The organism is Pseudomonas abyssi (assembly GCF_003444685.1).
Lineage (GTDB): Bacteria > Pseudomonadota > Gammaproteobacteria > Pseudomonadales > Pseudomonadaceae > Halopseudomonas > Halopseudomonas abyssi.
This window is the reverse complement of sequence record NZ_LMAZ01000001.1, coordinates 334,458-355,571: the sequence shown is the minus strand read 5'-3', so window position 1 is coordinate 355,571 and position 21,114 is coordinate 334,458. Positions and strand designations below refer to the sequence as shown.

General features: G+C 63.9%; 18 protein-coding genes. 8 read left to right on the top strand and 10 right to left on the bottom strand.

From position 1 onward, the window contains the following. Window positions 1-5: 5 nt before the first annotated feature. From ASB58_RS01720 to ASB58_RS01685, 7 genes are all read right to left on the bottom strand, one after another. Complete coding sequence (locus ASB58_RS01720) at window positions 6-1,244, bottom strand: efflux RND transporter periplasmic adaptor subunit (RefSeq protein WP_118129136.1); 1,239 nt, start codon at window positions 1,242-1,244, stop codon at window positions 6-8. Between the two features lie 170 nt (window positions 1,245-1,414). After that, window positions 1,415-1,732 (bottom strand): DUF3325 family protein, encoded by a 318-nt coding sequence (locus ASB58_RS01715; protein WP_096003974.1) that lies wholly within the window; start codon window positions 1,730-1,732, stop codon window positions 1,415-1,417. Continuing rightward, on the bottom strand, window positions 1,725-3,407 hold the full coding sequence (locus ASB58_RS01710) for a PepSY-associated TM helix domain-containing protein (protein WP_118129135.1): 1,683 nt from the start codon (window positions 3,405-3,407) through the stop codon (window positions 1,725-1,727). Before ASB58_RS01710 ends, ASB58_RS01715 begins: the two co-directional genes overlap by 8 nt. 10 nt (window positions 3,408-3,417) lie before the next feature. Next, window positions 3,418-3,714 carry a hypothetical protein gene (locus tag ASB58_RS01705; protein WP_202974577.1) on the bottom strand — a complete coding sequence of 99 codons (297 nt, stop codon included), beginning with the start codon at window positions 3,712-3,714 and terminating at the stop codon, window positions 3,418-3,420. Window positions 3,715-3,980: 266 nt separating this feature from the next. Next, a complete protein-coding gene (locus tag ASB58_RS01695; protein ID WP_118129133.1) occupies window positions 3,981-6,581 on the bottom strand; it encodes a TonB-dependent receptor in 2,601 nt (866 codons plus the stop codon). Window positions 6,582-6,767: 186 nt separating this feature from the next. Beyond that, window positions 6,768-7,742, bottom strand: coding sequence for a FecR family protein (locus ASB58_RS01690; RefSeq protein WP_328587537.1), 975 nt, complete (start codon window positions 7,740-7,742; stop codon window positions 6,768-6,770). A gap of 32 nt (window positions 7,743-7,774) precedes the next feature. After that, the gene (locus ASB58_RS01685) at window positions 7,775-8,296 is read right to left on the bottom strand and encodes an RNA polymerase sigma factor (protein ID WP_096004044.1); all 522 of its coding nucleotides are present in this window, start codon (window positions 8,294-8,296) and stop codon (window positions 7,775-7,777) included. A 134-nt stretch (window positions 8,297-8,430) separates the two neighbouring features. On the opposite strand from ASB58_RS01685, the gene ASB58_RS01680 reads away from it, so the two are divergent. The 7 genes from ASB58_RS01680 to ASB58_RS01650 all read left to right on the top strand — a co-directional run bounded on the left by ASB58_RS01680 (window position 8,431) and on the right by ASB58_RS01650 (window position 15,748). Next, window positions 8,431-8,928 (top strand): sigma-70 family RNA polymerase sigma factor, encoded by a 498-nt coding sequence (locus ASB58_RS01680; protein WP_118129132.1) that lies wholly within the window; start codon window positions 8,431-8,433, stop codon window positions 8,926-8,928. Window positions 8,929-8,935: 7 nt separating this feature from the next. After that, entirely contained in the window at window positions 8,936-9,892 is a 957-nt protein-coding gene (locus ASB58_RS01675) for a FecR domain-containing protein (protein ID WP_118129131.1), read from the top strand. Between the two features lie 101 nt (window positions 9,893-9,993). Then, on the top strand, window positions 9,994-12,387 hold the full coding sequence (locus ASB58_RS01670) for a TonB-dependent siderophore receptor (RefSeq protein ID WP_118129130.1): 2,394 nt from the start codon (window positions 9,994-9,996) through the stop codon (window positions 12,385-12,387). 301 nt (window positions 12,388-12,688) lie between these two features. Next, the gene (locus tag ASB58_RS01665) at window positions 12,689-14,308 is read left to right on the top strand and encodes a PepSY-associated TM helix domain-containing protein (protein WP_118129129.1); all 1,620 of its coding nucleotides are present in this window, start codon (window positions 12,689-12,691) and stop codon (window positions 14,306-14,308) included. Further along, window positions 14,308-14,610: an iron transporter gene (locus tag ASB58_RS01660; RefSeq protein WP_118129128.1), complete on the top strand. Its 303-nt coding sequence runs from the start codon at window positions 14,308-14,310 to the stop codon at window positions 14,608-14,610. The genes ASB58_RS01665 and ASB58_RS01660 overlap by 1 nt, the downstream gene beginning before the upstream one ends. Continuing rightward, complete coding sequence (locus tag ASB58_RS01655) at window positions 14,607-15,410, top strand: DUF3325 domain-containing protein (protein ID WP_181977846.1); 804 nt, start codon at window positions 14,607-14,609, stop codon at window positions 15,408-15,410. The genes ASB58_RS01660 and ASB58_RS01655 overlap by 4 nt, the downstream gene beginning before the upstream one ends. Beyond that, the gene (locus ASB58_RS01650) at window positions 15,407-15,748 is read left to right on the top strand and encodes a hypothetical protein (RefSeq protein WP_118129126.1); all 342 of its coding nucleotides are present in this window, start codon (window positions 15,407-15,409) and stop codon (window positions 15,746-15,748) included. Before ASB58_RS01655 ends, ASB58_RS01650 begins: the two co-directional genes overlap by 4 nt. A 9-nt stretch (window positions 15,749-15,757) precedes the next feature. Here ASB58_RS01650 and ASB58_RS01645 read toward each other — a convergent pair whose 3' ends face one another. The 3 genes from ASB58_RS01645 to ASB58_RS01635 all read right to left on the bottom strand — a co-directional run bounded on the left by ASB58_RS01645 (window position 15,758) and on the right by ASB58_RS01635 (window position 19,955). Next, window positions 15,758-16,561 (bottom strand): mechanosensitive ion channel family protein, encoded by an 804-nt coding sequence (locus ASB58_RS01645; protein WP_118129125.1) that lies wholly within the window; start codon window positions 16,559-16,561, stop codon window positions 15,758-15,760. Then, window positions 16,554-19,364 carry an AAA family ATPase gene (locus ASB58_RS01640; protein WP_118129124.1) on the bottom strand — a complete coding sequence of 937 codons (2,811 nt, stop codon included), beginning with the start codon at window positions 19,362-19,364 and terminating at the stop codon, window positions 16,554-16,556. Before ASB58_RS01640 ends, ASB58_RS01645 begins: the two co-directional genes overlap by 8 nt. A 159-nt stretch (window positions 19,365-19,523) precedes the next feature. After that, a complete protein-coding gene (locus ASB58_RS01635) occupies window positions 19,524-19,955 on the bottom strand; it encodes a putative quinol monooxygenase (RefSeq protein WP_202974576.1) in 432 nt (143 codons plus the stop codon). 73 nt (window positions 19,956-20,028) lie between these two features. On the opposite strand from ASB58_RS01635, the gene ASB58_RS01630 reads away from it, so the two are divergent. Continuing rightward, a complete protein-coding gene (locus tag ASB58_RS01630) occupies window positions 20,029-20,970 on the top strand; it encodes an AraC family transcriptional regulator (RefSeq protein ID WP_235827154.1) in 942 nt (313 codons plus the stop codon). Window positions 20,971-21,114: the final 144 nt, after the last annotated feature.

Sequence of the window (21,114 nt, the reverse complement as noted above, 5' to 3'; positions counted from 1 at the left end):
CGTACTCAATTGGCTGGTCGCGGACCGCGACGCTCACCGTTGCCCGGACGCTGCGCGGGCGCGGTTGCCCGCGAGGCGGTGGCGACCTCATTCTCGACGTCAGGAATCACGACTTCCTTGCCGTCGCGCAGGCGATCCAGCCCTTCCAGCACCACCAGCTCACCGGCCTGCAACCCGCTGGTCACGGCAATTCTGCCGTCGGCGCTGGCGCCCAGCGTGACCTCACGCACATAGGCCTTGCTGTCCTCTACCACGTAGACATAGGTGCGGCTGTTGCCGAACTGCACCGCATCCGACGCAATGGTGACCACATCGCGCAGGGTACTCAGGCGCAAACGCACATTGACGAACTGGTTGGGGAACAGCGCTTCATCCTCGTTGGCAAACTGGCCGCGGACACGCAGCGTGCCCGTCGCGGTATCAATCTGGTTGTCCAGGGTGGTGAGGTTGCCGCTGGCGATCACCTGTTGATCATTACGGTCCAGTACCTCGACCTTGAGCGGCTCTTCACCCCGGAACGAGCTGCGCAAGGCCGGCACGTCTACTTCTGGTACGGTGAAGTTGACGGCAATCGGCTGCATTTGGGTAATGCTGACAATGCCCTCGGCCTCGCTGCCGGTCACCAGGTTGCCCTGATCGATCTTGCGCAGCCCCAGGCGGCCGGCCAGCGGTGCGGTAATACGTGTCCAGGACAGTTGCAGGCGGGCATCGTCAACGGCAGCCTGATTGGCTCGCACGGTGCCCAGCAGTTCGTTGACCATGGCGCGCTGGTCACTCAATTGCTGACGGGCGATGGAGTCCTGCTCCCACAGGGTTTCATACAGGGCCAGGTCCGCACGGGCGTTTTCCAGCGTGGCGCGGCTCTGCTGCAGTTGGCCTTCAGCCTGCTCCAGCTGCGCCTTGTAGGGCAAGGGGTCCACCTCGGCCAGCAGATCGCCCTGCTCAACGGCGGCGCCTTCTTCGAACACCACCCGCTCGAGCACGCCATTGACCCGGCTCTGGACAATGACGGTATTGAGCGGCGTTACCGTCCCAATAGACTTGATCTGAACGTCCAGCTCGCTGCGCTGGGCAGGCTCCACTCGCACCACCGCTGGCGCGCCAAAGGCCATGCGATGCGACATGGGCGCCGGAGCGGCAGAACCAGAAAACTGATACCAGGCGAAAACCAGCGCAGCAACGATGGCAGCAAGCAGCAGCAGCCACTTGACCCGCGTACGGGAGAACAGAGCAGAAGAAGGCATAAAGGTCAGAGTCCGGGAATAGCTTTAAGCACTAGGGACTCTAGGCAATAAGCCTTGCCAGCCCTAGCGAATTTACACACTTTTACCTAATGCGAAGACGACCTGACAAAGCCGCCTTCCAAGGTTCCATCCCGGACAGAACGCCCTCTCCGGGCGCTGGAAGCGCGCCGTTAGCGAGCGCGCAGAAACACTGGGCAAACCACACGCAACAGCGCCGGTCGATAGCTTAGCGTCATCGCCGTGGCCACAGCGGCAACCGGCAACAGGGTAAACCAGACCAGCACCGCCATTGACGGGTGGTCTGCCTTGAAACAACAGAGCACTGACACCCCTAACGCCAGCCAGCCAAGGGGCCGCAGATAACCCGGCGCCACCTCATTGGCCACGAACACCTGACGCCAGTGTGCCGGTAGCGACAGGGCCAGCCAACCGGTGGCCAGCCACATGCTGGCCGCCGCAGCCAGCAACCATAGTCCAGCGTTACTCATACGCCACCCCGCCAATCCGGCTGGCCTGCTTCACCTCTACGGTGCGTGCCAGGCGCCGCGCCGTGAATACCGACACCAACGCGCAGGCCAGCAGACTCAAGTCAACGCCGGCAACCGCCCAGTAGGGCTCCAGCAGCATGGTTTTCAGCAGATGATCGCCGGTGGTGATCCAGTTGAGCAGCACCGCCGCCACGCAGGCCAGCGCCAGCGCCCAGCACTGCTCGCGCCAAGCCGGATTACTGCGCGCCTGGGCCACCGGAGCGCTGCGCCAGAGGGCGTGCAGCAGACTCAGCATCCAGACGCCCCAGAAGGTCCACTTTTCCCAGTCGCCACGACCGGGCATGGCGTCGGGCAGCAAGCGGTTGGCCACCAGCATGGCCACGGCCGCCAGTACCATGCCGGTCACCGTGGTCACCGCCATGGCATCGACCAGTCGACAGCCCTGCAGACCGCGCTTGGCGTGTTCCTGCTTACGCTTTTCGACAAAAAACACAAAGCCGGTGGCGATACAGATACAGCCCAGCAAGCCACCAGCGACGTAAAGCCAGCGCAAGGTCCAGTGTTCGAAATGCTGCAAATGCAGGCCGGTCAGGAATTCATTGACCGCGCCCACCGGATCGCTCGGTGGCTCTTCGCGCAGCAGCTCGCCGGTGCTGGCCTTGAAGTGGATACCCTCACCCACCAGCGCCACCCGGTCACTGCCGGCACGATAGATGCTGACATAACCGTTGGCGTCGCCCAGATGCTCGATCATCAGCAGGCCCACCTCACCGGCCATGTCACGCTCGGCCCAGATACGCTTGGCCTCGGCAAGCATGGCATCGACCGAGGCCAGCTCGGCCGGCACGCCCGCCTCGTCATGCGGCAGCCCGGTATGCTCGGCCTCAATGACCTCGTGCCGGTCATGCAGCGGTTTGAGCAGGGTCCCGGACACCGGGAAATAGTAGAAAGAGGCAAAGATCACCAGTCCGGTGAAGGCGAAGAAGAAGTGAAAGGGCAACGCCACCACACCGGTCATATTGTGCAGATCCAGGGTGCTGCGCTGGGTGCGCTTCTTCGGCCGAAAGGTAAAGAACTCCTTGAACAGCTTGCGGTGCATGATCACGCCGGTGACCAGCGCTACCAGCATGACCAGCGCCGCCAGCCCCACCACAAAGACGCCGATGTTCTTCCAGTGCACCTGCAGGCTGTAATGCATCGGATAGAACCAGTTGCTGCCGATTTTCAGCTGGTCATCCGGCAGCGCCGCACCGGTACGCGGGTCGATGGTGGCCCAACCGTGCACGTGCAGGTGGTCGTCTTTGGGGTCGATCGGTTTGTTGGGGATGGCGAACTCGGCGCCAATACGCAGCACTGGGTCACGGTGGGTGGTGTAGGCAAATAGCCCGACCATGGGCATGGTTTCGGGTGCCGGCAGATCGCCAATTACCCGTTCCGCGGTCGCGGCCATATCCAGCGGGTGAGGCTTGAGATCAGCAAAGACCTGTTTGAGCAGGTTGTCGTAGGACGGCATCGGCTGCGGCTCAAAACGCGTCTCCGGGATCGCCCAACGGTCGATCTCGCGGTCGAAGACGGACAGCGCGCCAAAGAAGAAGGCGACCATCAGCACAAACCCCAGTACCAGCCCGAACCAGGTATGCACCCAGGCCATGGATTGGCGGAAACTGTTCAGCATGGCGGTGCTCCTATCCGATGATCATGCGCTGCAGCTGCCAGGCGGCAGCCAGCATGACCGCGCTGCCAACAGCCAGCACCAGCCAGACTCGCCGCACACTGGCAGCGGCAAAGGTCCACAGAAACAGCCCCAGGTAAAGCAAAAAGGCCAGCATCATCATGGCCTGCTCGGCCGCGTGGTACTCCAGCCCAGCGCCATGCAGCGCCGCGACGCCCAGGGCAACCACACCCCAGACAAAGGCATAGCAACCAAAAATCGCTGCCAGAATACGCGAGATGATGGCGCCACGTGACGCACTGACCATCATGGATTTTGCTCCAGCCAAGGACCCTTCATGCCACCCACCTGCAGGCCGCCCCTCGAGCCGGGGCGGTCATGGAAAGAAAAGACGCACCAACCAGCCCCGCCAGCGGACGGAGTCGAGTGCGTAGCAGAGAATGATAGAAATTATCATTTCAGCTTGCAAGCAGAAGCGGCTCGACGGCAGCTCCTGGGCGGCGGCCAAGGCCAACAACCGAAGCGGTTCGATGGGCTGCACCTGCGTCGCTCTGTCCGCCTGTGCAGCCCGGTCTATCAGATATCCCACACCAGATTGACTGCAACGTTGCGGCCAGGCTGGGTCAGGCGGTCGAGGTTGGCGGGGCTGGTGACGGTCGCTTCGCCGACGCTGTCGTAGCCGCGTACATCGTCCCAGAGCCAGTACTTTTTATCGGTCAGGTTAAACAGCCCGGCGTTGACCACCAGATCGTCCGTCACCTGGTAGTAGGCGGTCAGGTCCAGCAGGCCAAAGCCGGAGCTGGCGAACTGGCTGGTGGTGCCATCGGGAATGTTCAGGCTGGATTCGTCGATGCGGGTCTTGCGTTTGACCAGCGTCCAGGCCAGCTCGCCGCCGTAGAGGGCCTGTTCATACCCCAGGCTGAACACACCGGTCAGCGGGTTTACGCTGTTCAGCGGTGCGCCATTGTCATCGTTGCGGCCACGGGCGTAGGCAATCGAGCCCTGCGCATACAGCCCAGGAGCCATGCCGAAGTGCTCCAGGTTCAGACGGCCCTTGGCTTCCACGCCACGGATGCTGGCGTGAGCAATGTTGCGGGTCTGGAAGGTATCACTGGTGTAGCCGGGGGTAATGGCGTTCTCGTCGATAAAGTCGCGGTACTCGTTGTAGAACAGCGCCAGATCAAAGTTGCCGGCCTCAAAGTAGCCACGCAGGCCGGTTTCCAGGCCGCGGCTCTTCTCCGGCTCCAGGTCCGGGTTGGGTTCCACCGTGTAGCCGCCGGCCAGGTTCTCAAAGCGGCCGTACAGGGCCTTGGCGGTTGGCGTGCGGAACCCTTCGGCATATTGCCCGAACCAGGTGTAGCGGTCATCAAACTGGTAGGTCACGCCGAGCTTGGGCGATACCCGGTGCCAGGTGCGGTCATCATCGTTGTAGTCGGTCACGTCACTGCTGCTGACAGTCGCCAGAAACTCATCGGTCAGCTCGGGCGACAGACGGGTGTGGTCATAACGCAGGCCCGGCAGGAAGGACCATTGATTCCAGCGAATCTCGTCCTGTACAAACAGGCTGTAGACCTTGATGGTCGGATCGGGGAAATCACTCTGCGGGGTCAGGGTGTCAGAGGCGTTACTGCTGATCGCGCCGGCGGTCGGACAACTGGCGCTGATCGCCTGCAGGCAGACGCCATAACCGGTACGCAGTCCGGTCACCTGCTGACGCTTCAGCGTCGCGCCGTAAGTCAGCAAGTGATCGCTGCTACCCAGGCTGAACGCCTTGTCCAGCTGCAGATCCAGCATCCACTGCCGATCCTTGTAGGTGGTATCGCGGTAGCGCTGTACGTCACGGCTGACTGCACCAGTGAAAAAGTTCTTGGGGACGTAGTGCTCTACCGTGCTCTGGTCGGTTTTGGCCAGCTGGTAATTCAGACTCCAGTTCAGGTTGTCAGCCAGCAGACTGTCGAGCGCCAGCATGTGCGCCAGGCTGTAGCGCTCGCGGGTAATGGTGTCGTTACCCTCACGCGACTCGTAGTAACCAAAGCCGCTGCCGGCGTTGTATGGCCCGCCCACAGCGCTGAGCTGATTGGTATCGCGGTCGTCTTCGTAGTTCTCGTAGGTCAGCTGCAGGCGGCCGTTGTCGCTGTAGTCCCAGCCCACTTTGGCCAGCACGTTGGTGGTCTGTACGTCTTCCGGGTTGGCGGCCGTGCGATCCAGGCCGATGCCGCCGGTAGTGCCATAAGACTCGGTCTCATGGCCGTTGCGCTGGGACAGGTGCAGCAAGGCATCAAGATTGCCGGTACGACCGGCCACGGTGCCCGAGGTCAGCCAGCTTTCATCTGCCGAGCTGTAGCCGGCCTTGAGGCGCGCGCCGGTGTCGCGGCCGGGCTTGATGATATCGTCGGCGTCTAGGGTGAAGTAGCTGACCGCGCCACCAATGGCGCTGCTACCGTACAGAGCCGAGGCCGGGCCGCGCAGAATTTCCACCCGCTTGACGATTTCCGGATCAACATAGTTACGCTGGGTGTTGGCGTAGGGGCCGTTGAAAAAGCTGTTGGGAATCTCGACGCCATCTACCTGGGTCAGCACCCGATCACCATCGATGCCACGAATGTTGTAGCCGGTGATGCCCGAGCGCTGCCCGGTGCCGCCCACCGAGACGCCCGGTTCGCCACGCACCAGTTGGCGCGTGGTATTGACCAGGTCACGGTCCAGTTGCTCGCGGCCCAGTGAACTGACCGTGCTCGGCACCTCGTCAACCATGCGCTGGCTACGCGTCGCGGTCACGGTAATGGCCTGCAGGTTGACCGCCCGCTCGCCAGACACCAGCACGACACTACGCTGGCCCGCACTGCGGTAGCCCACGCCGGTGCCACGCAGCAGCTCGGTCAGCGCCTGTTCGGGAGACAGCCGGCCACTGACCGGTGCGGACTGCAGGTCTGCCGCCAGATCAGCCTGCAGTCCAACCTGCCAGCCACTGATATCGCTGAAGGCATTGAGCGCTGCCACCAGCGGCTGCGCCGGAATCTCAAAGCTGTAGCGCGCCTGGCTTTGCTGCAGGTTAGCGGCGGGCGCGTCGGCGGCGAACGCCTGCGGCACAGCGGCGCAGGAGATGGCCAGGGCCAGGAGCGACAGACTGGTGGTCGAGCGGGTTCGGGACAGGACGCGGCGAGGTTGAGCGGTCATCGAGAATCTCTTTGCAGGGTCGTGGAACGGCAAACAATGCGAATGGTTTGCATTACTTCCTGACGAGACGAACGACCTGCCGAGATTGCGTAAAAATAATTTGGCGTGTCTGGCGAGAGGGGGCGCGCAGCCGGCCAGCAGCCACCGATCTCGGGCTCCGCCCGGCCGCCTCGGGGTCAGCCAGGATCAGTTGAGAATCAGCAGCGCCGGGTATTCATGCAGGTTGGCCGAGGTCACCTGCGCCAGCGAACGCATGACGCTGACCGGATCACTGAGCCGATAGTTACCGGTTACCCGCATGCTGTCCAACGGACCACTGGCGTTGATGATCCAGCCCGGATAGTAGCGCCGCAGCTCGGCCAGCACCTCGCCGAGCGGCTGGTCATCAAACACCAGGCGGCCTTGCACCCAGGCCAGCTGGCTGGCGGCGTTGCCGCGTACACGATTGCCGGCACCCTGCTGATCAATGCGAATGCTGTCGCCGGCGCTCAAATGAATACGCGCACCGCTGTTGCGCGCATGCACCTCGACCTGCCCGTGAGCAACACTGACCTCGGTGGCGTCATCCAGGTAGCGCACGGCAAAGGCGGTGCCCAGCACTGAAATCTGCACCGGCCCGGCGTTGACCTCAAAGGGCCGCGCGCTGTCGCGTGCTACGTCAAAATAGGCCTCGCCGCGCAGCAGGTTCGCGGTGCGCTTGCGCCCGTCGATAGCGCTGGAAAACGCGCTGTCGGTATTGAGCACCACCTGCGAGCCGTCGGCCAGATCAAGGCTTTGCCGCTGACCGACTGCCGTCACGTGATCGGCGCGCCAGTCGAGCAGCAGGTTGCTCTGCATCAGCACACCCAGCGCCAGCAGCACCGAGGCGGCCAGCGCCAGCGCGCCAGCCCAGCGTCGCCGTGGCGCGGGCGTGGTGCGGGCCTCCAGCTGCGCCGCCGCATCCACCAGGGCTGACGACTGCCAACAGGCGCGGGCGTGCTCAAAGGCCGCCCGGTGCGCAGCCGACTCGGCCAGCCAGGCATCAAAGCGCGCCAGACACTCGGCGTCGGCGTCTTCCAGCGCCAGCAGCCAGTCCAGCGCCTGGCTCTGCAGCGACTCGCCGTCGGCAGGGTGGGTAGTGGGCTCGGTCATCGGCCGGCTCTCGTCATCACGGGTGTTCATTCTGACTTATGCGGTGAACGAGCGAAAGCGGCTCATGGCGTGGGCGTGAGTCGCTCGATCAGCGTCACGCACAGCGCCATGATCAATTTCAGCTCCTTTTGCACCGTGCTGGGCGATACCCCCAACTCGGCGGCAATATCGCCTGCGCTCATGCCATGCAGGCGGCTGAGCACAAATATCCGCTGCTGACGGGCACTCAGTTGATCCAGCGCGCTGCCCAGATGCTGCAGCAGGCGCGCAGCGTGCAGGCTATCTTCGCTGGAGGAAGCCGGCGCGGCCACTGCCTCGACCACCTCATGGGGCACGTCGTCGAGCATGGTGCGCGACTGCATGCGTTCACGGCGCAGGTGGTCCAACGCCAGATTGCGGCCAGTCTGAAAAAGAAAGGGTTCAAGGTGATCAATCGGCTTGTCACGCACCGTGCGCGCCACCCGCAGATACGTCTCCTGCACCAGCTCCTCGGCGATGCTGGTGTTCTTGACGATTTTCAGCAAGGTGCGCAGCAGCGAGGTGCGCTGGCTGATAAAGACGCTGTCTAGATTGGAACTGTTCACTGGCAAGCCCGATTTGCCGACTTCACTTGCAAATGATAATTGCTTTTAATACGAACAGCCAGAGGCTTGCAGGATTGACCGGCACATACGTAAACTGCGACTCATTCTCAAAAAGAAATCACCGTACCCTGCGCATGAGCCATTCCAGCGAACCCCTTTCCAGCGTCTATCGCGGCCATCACAGCTGGTTGCGCGCCTGGCTGCAGCGCCAGACCGGCTGCCGTGAGACCGCTGCCGACCTTGCCCAGGATACCTTCGTGCGCCTGCTGACGAAGCCGCGCCAGCCACAACGCGCCGGCTCCGATGTGCGCGCGCTGCTGACGCACATTGCGCGCTGCCTGATGATCGATCACTGGCGGCGCCAACAGATCGAACGGGCCTACCTGGAGACCCTGGCCACCCTGCCAGAGGCGCTGGCGCCCTCCCCGGAAACCCGCTGGCTTATTCTCGACGCCCTGCAGCGCGTCGATGCAGCGCTGCAGCAACTGCCTGCGCTGACGCGGGAGATTTTCCTGCTCGCCCAGCTCGACGGCCTGCGCTACGCCGAGATTGCCGAGCACACCGGCGTGTCCCTGCCGACGGTCAAGCGCCATATGCGCAACGCCTTTCTTGCCTGTCTGCGGCTGGAGTGAGCGAGCCATGACCAGCGCCCGGCAACATGACAATTTATTGGAGGAAGCCGCCGACTGGATGGCGCTGCTGCACAGTGGCGAGGCCACCGACGACGACCATCGGCGGCTGCAGCAGTGGTGTCAGCGCAGCGATGCACACCAGCAGACCTGGCAGCGCGCCGAGTCGCTGCTCGGCAGCCTTGGCCAGCTGCCGGCCGACATCGCCCGACCGACCCTGCAGCGGCGGCACACGCAGGATCGGCGCAAGACGCTCAAGGCCCTGTCACTGCTGGCCCTGGGTGTGCCATTGGCCGCGCTGACTGTTTCGCAATTACCCTGGGGCGTCTGGCAGGCCGACCTGCGCACCGCGACGGGTGAACAGTCCCGCTTGACGCTGGCCGACGGCAGCACCCTGGTACTGAATACCGCGACCGCCATCAACCTGGCGTTTACCGCGCGGCAACGGCGCCTGGAACTCAAGGAGGGCGAGCTGCTGCTGAGCGCCGCGCCTGACCCGCTCACCCCCGAGCGGCCACTGGTCATCAGCACCCGCGAAGGGTTGATAGAGACCCGCAATGCTCGCCTCAGCGTGCAGCAGCGCGCCAGCGATACCCGGGTTGCCGTGTTCTCAGGTACAGCGCTGCTGCACGGGGCCGGCCTTGCACAGCAGGTCGAGCTGAATGCCGGGCAGCAGCGGCAGCTCAGCCTGGGCGCCATTTCGGCGCCAACGCCGGCCAACGAGCAGTCGCTGTTGTGGCAACAGGGCATGCTGCTGGCTATCGACATGCCGCTGGGCACGCTGACCGAGGAGCTGGGGCGCTATCGCTCCGGGGTGGTGCGCTGCGACCCGGCGGTTGCAGCCATCGTCGTGTCCGGCGCTTTCTCCCTGCGCGATACCGACGCCAGCCTGGCCCTGTTGCAGAAAACGCTGCCCGTCAGGGTGCACCAGCTGGGCCCGTGGTGGGTCACGATCAAACCCGCCTGATACCTTTTTTCATCTCGTTCGGTATAGCAAGTGAGACGTTTTCAGCAGGGCCTCGACGGCCACACGTACTGACTCTGCCAACCTGCCAAAAGGGATACCTTATGACCGCCGCCACTCCCCGCCCCTCGGGCCGCCGCGCACTCGCGCTGGCCCTGGCTATCAACGGCCTGGCGACAGCTCCGCTGCTGCTAACGCTGCCAGCCCAGGCGCAGACAGCCGAAGCCCGCCAGACCCACAACCTGGCTGCCGGCCGGCTGAGTGACGTGCTGGCCCGCTACGCGGCCGCCTCCGGCGTCACCCTGTCGTTCGAACCCAGACTGCTGGATGGCTTGCGCAGCCCAGGCCTGCAGGGCAGCTACACCCTGAGTGAAGGCTTTACCACACTGCTGCGCGGCAGCAACGTGGAACTGGTGCATGAGGGCGGTTCGAGCTATTCGCTGCGGCGCCAGAGCGCCCAGACTAGCCTGCCCGCAATGACCGTCAGCGCCGAGGTCGACGAGGGCGGCAGCGCCGCCAGCGCCTACCGTCTGTCCAGCGCCCGAGTCGGCGCACTCGGCAATCGCCGCCTGCAGGACACGCCCTTCAGCGTCTCGACCTACTCGCGTGAGTACATGGACAACCTGCAGATCAGCTCGCTCGCTGACCTGACCCGCTACGACGCTGCCGTTGCTGCGTCCAGCGATGACCAGCAAAGCGAGAACGCGCTGGTGATACGCGGCCTGTCACCCGACTTTGATACCGGGCAAAAGCTCGACGGCCTGACCCTGCGCAGCCGTGCGTCCGACCTGCCGCTGGAGCACATCGAGCGCGTTGACATACTCAAGGGTGCCGGCGCCTTTTTGTACGGCTTTGGCAGCCCTGGCGGCACCATCAACTACGTGCTCAAACGGCCCACCGAGGAGCTCACCCGCACACTGACCAGCCAGGTCACCGACAACGGTCAGATACTGCTGCACGGCGATATCGGCGGGCGCTTCGGTGACGACAAGCGCTTTGGCTACCGTATCAATCTGGTCGGCCAGGACGGCGAAACCTACGTGTCAGGCAACGACTCGAAGCGCAAATCCGCCTCCCTCGCGCTGGACTGGCGGCTGACGCCCGCGCTGACCTGGCAGGTCGACGCCCTCTACGCCAACCGCGTCAGCGATGGTGGCTACTTCCGCCTGCTGCCCAATGCCGACGCCTCCTACAGCACCGCGTTGGGCAAACCACTGGACCCCATTGATGGCGACAAGCGGCTGGCACCGTCCTGGGCGTTCTACGAGTCATCCCACCGCACCTGGGGCAGTGACCTGAACTGGGATATTGGCGATGACTGGCACCTGCGCCTGGCGTACCGCTACTCCGACAGCTTCCGTAACCCCTACCTGCCCGGCCTGTTTGCCGACGCCGACGGCAACTATTCTGCCGTGCTGTACCACTACAACAACCTGTTCACCAGCGAAGGCTTCGAGGGCCAGGTTAGCGGACATCTGGACACCGGCCCAATCAGCCATCAGGTGACCGTCGGCGGCGCCAGTGGTCGTACCACCTCGTCCAATAGCAACGGCCTGGTCCCCAGCACCACCCCATTGGGCTCGGGCAATCTGTCCAACCCGCAGGACTTTACCGACCCGGGCATTCGTCTGAGTCGTGGGGATGCCGACTACAACGAGTACCTGTCCATCAAGCGCACCGAAGTGTTCGTTTCAGACACTCTGGGCTTCGGCGAGCAGCTCGACCTGATTCTGGGGGTACGCCACGGCACGCTGGATGCCAAATATGGCGACTACCGCGAAAGCGCCCTCACCCCGAGCGTCGCGCTGGTGTATCGCCCGGTGGACTGGACCTCGTTCTATGTCAGCTATATCGAAGCCTTCGAGCAGGGTGCTGTCGCCCCGGACACCGCCGTCAATGCCGGCGAAGTATTCGAGCCAATGACCAGCGAGCAACACGAGATCGGCGTGAAGATGGACCGTGAGCGCTGGTCCGCCAGTGCTGCGCTCTTTCGCCTGGAACGGGCGCTGACCTACACCGACGCCAGCAACGTCTTCAGCCAGGATGGCATAGCCCGCTACCAGGGGCTGGAACTCAACGCCCGCGGCCACCTCACCCCCGATGTGCTGATCGGCGCCAGCGCCATGTGGCTGGACGCCGAAAACCGCAAGACCTCCGACCCGGCGCTTGAGGGCCAGCAGATAGTCGGCACCGCGGACCAGCAGTACCGGCTGTACGGCGAGTACCAGATCCCGAACACCGCCTGGGTGCTTAGCGCAGGTGCCAGCCATACCGGCGAGCGCAGCCTGGATGAGGCACGCAACATCGACCTGGACGCCTTCACCCTGTACGACCTCGGCGCGCGCTATGCCATGCAGCTGGGCGACACCGACGTTGAGCTGAAGGTCAACCTGGACAACCTCACCGACGAAGCCTACTGGCTGACCAGCACCGGCTATCACAGCCTCAGCCAGGGCATGCCCAGAACCCTGACGCTGGGCACCAGCCTGAGCTTCTGAGACCCAGTAGCGGCAAGTCGCCAGTGCATCCGCCGGCGGCTTGCCCGGGCCAGCGGTTTTCGCTTCAGGCACTTGCTGCTACACTCGCGCCGCAAATAAGAATTACTATCAAAAAAGCGTTTGAGCCGATACGCAAAAAATCCGCTCGCCCATTCCCTTTTTGGGCCGCTCGTTCGTCATCAGCATAGAGCCCGAAAAAAGACGGCGCCGCGCCGCCGAGAAATGCGACACAGCGCACTGCAACGCCAGCGCCAGTGCGGCTTGAGGCCAAAACGGAAAACCCGAGAAAGGTGGAACAGCAATGAGAGAAGGATTTCGCCAGAGCATGGCCTGGCTGCACACCTGGACCGGCCTGATCGTCGCCTGGGTGCTGTTCTTTGTCTTTGTCACCGGCACAGCGGGCTACTTCAACTACGAGATCACCCGCTGGATGGAGCCGGAACGGCCGCTGGCCGGCACACCGCTTGAATACGACCGCGTTGCCCTGATCGAGAACGGGCTGGATCGCCTGCAGCAGGTCGCCCCTGAAGCCGAGTTCTGGGCAATCAATCTGCCGCACTGGGCACAAGCCCAACGCGCCTGGCAGGACTACAGCATCGAATGGACCACCCTGCCACAGGAAGGCCACGAGCGTGGCAGGCGCGGCAGTGAACAACTGGATCCGGCCACCGGCGGGCTGCGCACCGACATCGAGCCACGCGACACCGGCGGCGGGCGTCAGCTGTACGTCATGCACTACGCGCTGCACTACATCGACTACCCGCTGGCCTTTCGCCTGGTCGGTATCTGCACCATGCTGATGCTGGTGGCGATCATCACCGGCGTCATTACCCACAAGAAGATCTTCAAGGACTTTTTTACTTTTCGCCCAGGCAAGGGTCAGCGCTCCTGGCTGGACGCCCACAATGTCATCAGCGTCATGGCCCTGCCGTTTTTCCTGATGATTACCTACAGCGGGCTGATGTTCTTTGCACAGGACTACATGCCCGCCCCCGTCGCCTCCACCTACGGCACCGACCGCGCCGCCATGCAGCGCTTCTACGACGAACTGTACGACGACCACGAGCACCTGGCGGTCGAACGCCCGCAAGCCTCCATCGCGGACATGATGAAGCAGGCCATGCGCACCTGGGGGCCGGACACCCAGCTGCGTGCGGTGCTGGTGCAGCATGATCGCGGCGAGCCGCCACGGGTAGAGATCGGCCGGGCGTACGGCGACGCGGTGCGCTGGCGAGACAATCACGAGCTCGCGTTCCACGCCAACACCGGCGAGCCCCTGCCGGCAGAACCGGCAGACAGCGCAACGATACAGAGCGTGCAGGTCATGTATGCGCTGCACGAGGGACGCTTTGCCGAGCCCTGGCTGCGCTGGCTGTACTTTATCGCCGGGCTGCTGGGCTGCGGCATGATCGGCACCGGCATGGTGCTGTGGACGGTCAAACGCCGCAAGCAACACGCCGCCGCCGGCACACACTTTGGGCATCGGCTGGTCGAGGCGCTGAACGTCGCCACCATCGCCGGCTTACCGGCGGGCGTGGCAGCCTATTTCTGGGCCAATCGGCTGCTGCCGGTGGAGCTGGCCGACCGTGCCAGCTGGGAGGTCAATGCCCTGTTTCTGATCTGGGGCGAAACCCTGATCTACGCGCTGTTTCGTGATATCCGCAAGGCCTGGGTCGAGCTGCTCTGGCTGGCAGCGACGGCCTACGCGTTGCTGCCGCTGGTCAACGCCCTGACCACCGACCGCCATCTGGGCGTCACGCTGCCCGCCGGCGACTGGACGCTGGCCGGCTTTGACCTGACCATGCTGGCCCTGGGCGCCGCCTTCGGCTACATGGCGATCAAGGTGCAGCGGCGCTGGCTGGCTAAAATCACCGACACCGCACCTGCCGCTCGCAGCGCCGTGGCCGGGGGAGCACGCTGATGGCTCGCCAGACCGCAAGCGCACGCTATCGCTGGCTGGTCGCCAGCAGGGTACTGGCCGCCGTAGTGGGCGGTTACGCCCTGACCTCCGCCGCCAGCACTCTGCTGGCGTTGCTCTGGCCCCTGCCGCAAGCAGAAGCGGTAGCAGCCAGCACCATGCTCAGCTTTGCGCTCTATACGCTGATCATCATCTGGATCTTTGCCAGCCAGCGCCTGCGCACTGTCTGGCTTGGCTTGCTCGGCGCCACCGCGGTATGCACGCTGCTCAGCTGGGGGCTGTTGCCCGCCGGAGGCAGCCTGTGACGCCTCTGAATATCGGTGTTTTCCTGCTCAGTCTGGCCGGCTTTGTTACCCTGGCTGCCGGTATGTCCAAACACGCCAAACACCTGCTACGGCGCGAATTACCGCCCGCTGTCAGTCGCCTGCTGCGTGCCCTTGGCTGGCTGCTGCTGGCCGCCGCACTGGCCATCGGCATCAAACAGTGGCACGCCGATGTGGGGCTGGTTACCTGGCTTGGCTGGCTGACGGTGGCCGGTCTCCTGCTGGTGTTCTACCTGCCGCACTGGCCGTGGCAACCGGTGACCAAGGCGGCCAAGCCGCGTTCTGAAAAGCCCTATACGCCAGCACCACGAAGCGGCAGGCAAGTCGCGCTGGGCGCCCTGCTGCTGGCCGCGCCGCTGGTGCTTTTTACCTGGCAGTTGATCATCACGCCGGAGCGGCCGCTGCTGCGTGACGACGCGCTACACGGCCAGATTGGCCCCTGGACCTTCAGCCTCGCCGAGCAGGACAAGCACGCCCCCGAGATCGTTGCACTGGGCGTGCCGCTGAAAACCTTTGTGATCCGCTTTTGCGACGCCTGCCAGCGCGATATCCGCCAGGCCTCACTGAAGATTCGCCAGCCGCACAACACCAGCGCCCCCGGCAACGCCTTTGGCGGTCGCGGCACTGAGAAGCGGGTGGAAATCCCCATACCGCGGGCCGCCAGCATCCAGGATGGCCTCTGGTTGACCGTGGAAGGCAACGATGGCAGCGTGCATCAACAGCGTTTTGCCATTGAACGCCTGTCCCCCGCGCTGGCGCGCTTTATCGAGGAACAGCCATGAGACTGCTATTGCTGCTGGGGGCCCTGCTGTGCGCCACCGCCGCCCAGGCCCACACACCGGTTTGCCGCTGTCAGCTGGAGGCACAACAGATCAGCTGCCAGGGGGGTTACGATGACGGCTCCAGCGCCGACGGCATCGCCATGCGGGTGCTGGCCTACAGTGGCGAGACGCTGGCCGACGGGGTGCTGGACACCCGCTCTCGCTTCAGCACGCCGCTGCCGGGGCAACCCTTTTACATCCTGATGGATGCCGGCCCCGGCGAGATGTTCGAGATTGACTGGCGCGACGTGGCCGGCATTGACCAGCAGCATTTCGAGGTCACTTCCACCACCTTCTGACTTGCCTGATCACTGCCCCGGGCGCAGCACGCCGCGCTCACGAAACAGCGCCGAGGTACGCACCGTGATGTCGCTCTGGAAGGGCTTTTCGTAGGTCACATCCAGCACGTAGGCCTTGGCCCGCAGGCGGATCGCCAGGCGCTCGGCGATCTGCACCTCTTCGATGGCAAAGGTCACCGGCTTTTTCAGGTAGGCATAGCGGCTGGTGACAATCACTTGGCGAGCGATGTCTTCGGCTTGCTGAATGTCGGCATCCAGCGCCAGGTGAAAGTCGGTCACCACCATCATGTCCATGGCGCCAAGGTTGCCCGAGGCCACGACGTCGGTAATGAAGCGGGAATTGGGAATGGTGACAATATTGTCGTCCAGCGTCTGCAGCCGCACCGTACGCAGGGTGATGGCGATGATCTCGCCGTACACCCCATCAAAGCTGACCCGGTCGCCCACATGAAACGGCCGATCAAACAGCAGGATCAGGCCGGATACCAGCGACGCGGCAATATCCTTCAGGGCAAAGCCCATCGCCACCGCCGCCGAACCGCCGATGGCCAGCAGAAACTCCTGCGGCGGCTTCAGCACACCGACCACCAGCGCGGTGCCACCGACGATGTACAAGGTAAAGCTCAGTAGCGTGCCCAGCTGCATGATGGTGAAACGGCGCGCCGGAAAGCGTGTCATCAGCCGAGTGGTCAGGTTGCGGATGCACCAGTTGATCAGCCACAGCACCAGCAGGCTGACCAGCAGCAGCGCCAGGGTGCCGGTGTCGAACATGTTGACGAAGGTCGTCAACTGAGAGGCGAGTTCGTTATTCATGTAGCAGATTCTTCCGTGCCAGCAGCCGCGTCACGATCGGATACCAGAGCGCGACGATGCGGTAGCGGCGATTCTCCCCGCGCTCAAGAAAGCCCATGTCCTGCCCGGTTTTCAGCGCCCGGCGAACCACGCGCTCCGGTAGCGCGGTAGCCGATACCAGCTCGTCGCTGCTCATGTTCTCGTGGATGCTGATGGCCGCATAGACAAAATGCAGATCACGATCCAGCGCCTCAAGACCGCTGCCGACCACCTCATCCGGCAAACCGACCACCACGGTATTGCCTTCCATCCGGATCGAGCGCAGCCACAGGCGCAGGGCAATCGCCGGGTTGCCCTGGCAGGCATCCCACAGCAGACTGAAATACAGCTGCTCGGCGTTGCGGATGCTGCCGGCCTCCGGCCCTCGGGTGGCCAGCAGAATGTTGTCGTAACGGATGCGACACCCGCTGAGGTGGTTACGCGACAACACCAGCGAACGGATGTCGTTCTGCGACCAGCGGCGCGCCACCTTGATACTGCGGAACTGGTAATCACGCCCATACACGTTGCTCAAATAGGCCCAGGCGTGATTGTCGATCAGCACCAGCCAGAACAGGTTCTCGACCCGCGCATTGACCAGCCCGAGTAGCGCTTCCCAGCCAGCCAGCCCACCGACCTGACGCAGGAACAGGTTCTGCGCATCGTCGATCACCACCAGGGTGGGCTGTCGCGCGGCGTCTTCACGCACCAGCGTCGACGGCCCGGCGGCCAGGTCGATGCCCAGCGCCGAGCCCAGCAGCGCCAACAACGCCTCGGCGGTGGTGACCTTGTCTTCGACCACCAGCCGCAACACCTGAATGTCCGGTTGCTGCTCGGCCAGCTCCTTCTGCAGCCGCGGCACAATGGTGCTCTTGCCCGCCCCGTTGGGGCCGGTCAGCAGCAACGCGTTGTCCTGCGTGCGGTCGTCCAGCCAGGGGTCCAGACTCTTGCGCACCTGGGCATACAGGCCCGAATCAATAAACGGCACCTTGGCCGGGTCGTTCTCCAGAAACCAGACGCGGTAACTTGCCAACCCGACGCTGTCCTGGGCGGCAACATCCGGCGCTGGTTCGCCCTCGACAGCGGCGACCCGCAACCGAAAGCTGCGGGCGAACAGGCGACGATACCAATCGTAGGCAAACAACGCCTTGTGCATGAAGTTGGCCAGCAGCGCCAGCAACAGCGGCGGCGCGGCAATGGGCGCGACCAGCAAAAACAGACGCTTGCCGAGCAACTGCTCGATCAACCGATCACCGCGACTCGGCAGGAACGACTTGAGCGCCTCGATAAAGTCCTCACGGCGACTGCGCAGCAACAGTCCCAGTGCCAGCAAAACACCCAGCACCGACAGCCACCCGCAGATATCCAGCAACCGTGACGGCCCGACACCCAGGGCAATAAAGTCCTGCACCAGCAGCGGCACCACGGCGACTGCCGCCGCCAGCCGCGCCTGACGCTGCGCCTGGGCCAGCTGTTCTTCATTGAGAAAGCTGCCGGCTTGCTGCGCGGTGCGCTGCAACAGCCACTCCCCTGCCAGCGAGATCAAGCCGTAGAGAATGTACAAGCGCGCCAGCGGCAAGAAGGTGGTCAGCAGCGGCAGCCGCCAATGCGTAAACAGCATATGAAGCAGGCCAATACCCACCAACCCCAGCAACCAGGGCAGCAGACGGGGCACAGATGCGGTAATCCGGCTCAGCGGTTCAGCCAGCCTGCGGCCGCGAGCCCAGCGCGCAAAACGGCCCTGCACGGTAGCGGCCGGCGCACGGGATCGTCGCGCCAGCAGGACCAGCAGACACAACAGCAGCACACCAAACAGGTATTCGACAATCTTGAGCCAGCCCGGCGTGCCAGCTTCACCGTCCTTGCCCGCCCGGTAACTCGCGCGGGTATCGGCAAACAACCAGTTCAAACGTGTGTGGAAGGCACGCGCCTCATCCAGCAGCAAGCCATCACGAGCCTGTGGCGGCAACTGCTCGAACAGCAGCGGATAACGACTCCACATCCACGCCCGCACGTCGTTCAACGCATTGCGCTGTACCAGCGCATCCAGACGCGCCAGCCGGAAGTACTCGCGGGCGGACTCCGCCACCTCGGCAGGCAGGGCATCCAGCAGTTGCTGACGCGGCAGATCGTTCGCGGGGTTCAGCGCATAGGCATTGCGCCAGAGCTGCAGCAAGTCGCCCAGCCGCACCGCCGTAGGCTCTCGTTGCAACGCCGGCAAAATGGCGAACAGCTCTCGCCGCAGATCACTCAGTTGCCCCTGGCTACGGTTGATGGCGGCCTGCAACAACGCCTGCTCGGCGCTCGACTGCGCCGGCGATTCATCCGCCGACAGCTGCTGTTGCAGCACCTCACCATGAATCAGCAAGCGCTGACGTGACTGCCACACCAGCACCAGCGCATCGCGCATGCTGTCGGGCAACGCAGCCCAGCTGGCCTGCTGACGCTGCAGGCGTGATTGTGCGTGCCGATAGTCGGCTAACGCCGACTGGTACTGCTCGGCCAGCGCCGAACAGTCGATGGTATCGGGCCAGGCCTGGCGCCCGCCGTTCTGCGCACCCTGCAACACCTCGTCGAGCGACATGCTGGCCGGAAACGCATCGTTGTAGATCGAATCAAACACCGCACGGCGGCCGTTAAGCTGCTCAATGCCTTGCTCCAGCGCAGCCAGCAGCTCGGATTCGTCACGACACTCGGCCAGCGCAGCTCCCGACGGGCGCGCCTGCGCCGGCTGCACCAGCAACGCGCAGGCCAGAAAAATCCAGGCTAATCTCACCAACCCCATATCACCCCGCACCCTGATCCTTGCAGCCCGCTCCACAGGCAGCCGGCCCCGGAGCCGTCGCCACTTCGCAGCAGATTATAGACATAGCCAAGGATCAGCGCGGATATTCCTGCCAGCGCCGTTCCAGAGCGCCAGCAGGGTCGGGTAAGACGCGGGATCTCAGACTTGCAGATGCGAGAACGCATCCTTGCTCATCAATACATCCAGCCGATGCACCCGGGCGGCGTCGGCCAAAATGGCGTTCATCCGCGCCCGGTCCCTGAAAATATCACCACCGCCGCCCTCGACATGAGCCTGCCTGCCAGCGATATCGGGAAACGCCTCGAAGATGCCGAATACCCGCTCGGAATAGCGCACCGCAAACCAGGGCCCGGTGCCCGGTTCGTCTTCAACGCAGGCGCGAATATCGCGCAGCATCTGCAGCACCTCCTCCTCCCGCCCGGGCCTGGCCTCGATATGAATGTAAAAGGCCTTGCGCCCTTCCTCGCCCTGCTCACCGATCTGTCGGACGCCAACGTGGGGCGACTCGATCGGCGGTGGTGGTGCAAGCGGTCCGGGTACCGACGCGTCGCGTGTCTGTTTGTCAGTCATGGGTCACCTCCTGTCGTGGAGCTTCCACTCTAGCCATGGGCACGTGCAGCAGATGCCCAAAGCACCGACAAACATGCCTGATAATCCAGACGGCTTTACCCTGAGCACGGCCGCGGCGCACAATCACCGCATGTACCGCTCACTGCTCGACACCGCCCGTCACTACTGCCAGAGGCACGCCAAACGCGGCCCACTGATCACTACGCCAGTACCGGGCTTGATCCTGCTACGCAGAACCACGCCGGCGGCGGTCGATCATGCAATCGTCCAGCCGTTGCTCTGCGTGGTGCTGGAGGGCAGCAAAGAGGTCAAAATCGACCAGCGCACCGCGCGCTACGATGCCGGCGATATCATGCTGGTCGCCCGCAACACGCCCACACTGACCCGCATCGCCAAAGCCAGTGCCGCCGAGCCCTATCTCTCCATCGCCCTGGATCTGAATGTCGGCCTGTTGGGCGAGCTGATTGAGCTGCACGACAGCGCCCCTGGCGACTCGCCGCAGGATACCCGCCCGCCGTTGCTCGATGCCCTGCGCAGACTGATCACCCTGCTCGATCAGCCCGCCTCATTGGCCGCACTACAAGCCGGCCTGCTGCGCGAAATCCACCACTGGCTGCTGCTTGGCGCCGAGGGCCCGTCGCTGCGCGAGCTGGCACAAACCGATGGCCATGCCCTGCGCATCGCCCGCGCCGTGCGCCTGCTGCGCAACGATTACCGCACGCCGCTGTCGGTCAGCGCCCTGGCTGCCACCGCGGGCATGAGTCGGTCAGCCTTTCACCAGCACTTCCGCGCCCAGACTTCCCTGACACCGCTGCAGTTTCAGAAGCAACTGCGCTTGATTGATGCGCGCAGCCAGTTGCTCGGACGGGGCACCGCCATCAGCGCTATCGCCTTTGCCGTGGGCTATGAAAGCACCTCGCAATTCAGTCGCGAGTACCGCCGGCTGTTCGGCCTGTCACCGGCGCAGGACAGAAAAGCCAACGCAAGCGGGCCGGCCAAGACCACGGCGAGCTGACACCGAGCGCTCTGGCGCGCACCCTCCAGGTTCTGCCAACAGGGCCACAAACTCGCCTGGCGTTTTCCCCCAATCGGAACCACCACGCAGTACAACGGCTCTAAACGGCCACAAGCAGATCCAGCCGAAGGGACATTCCGGCGG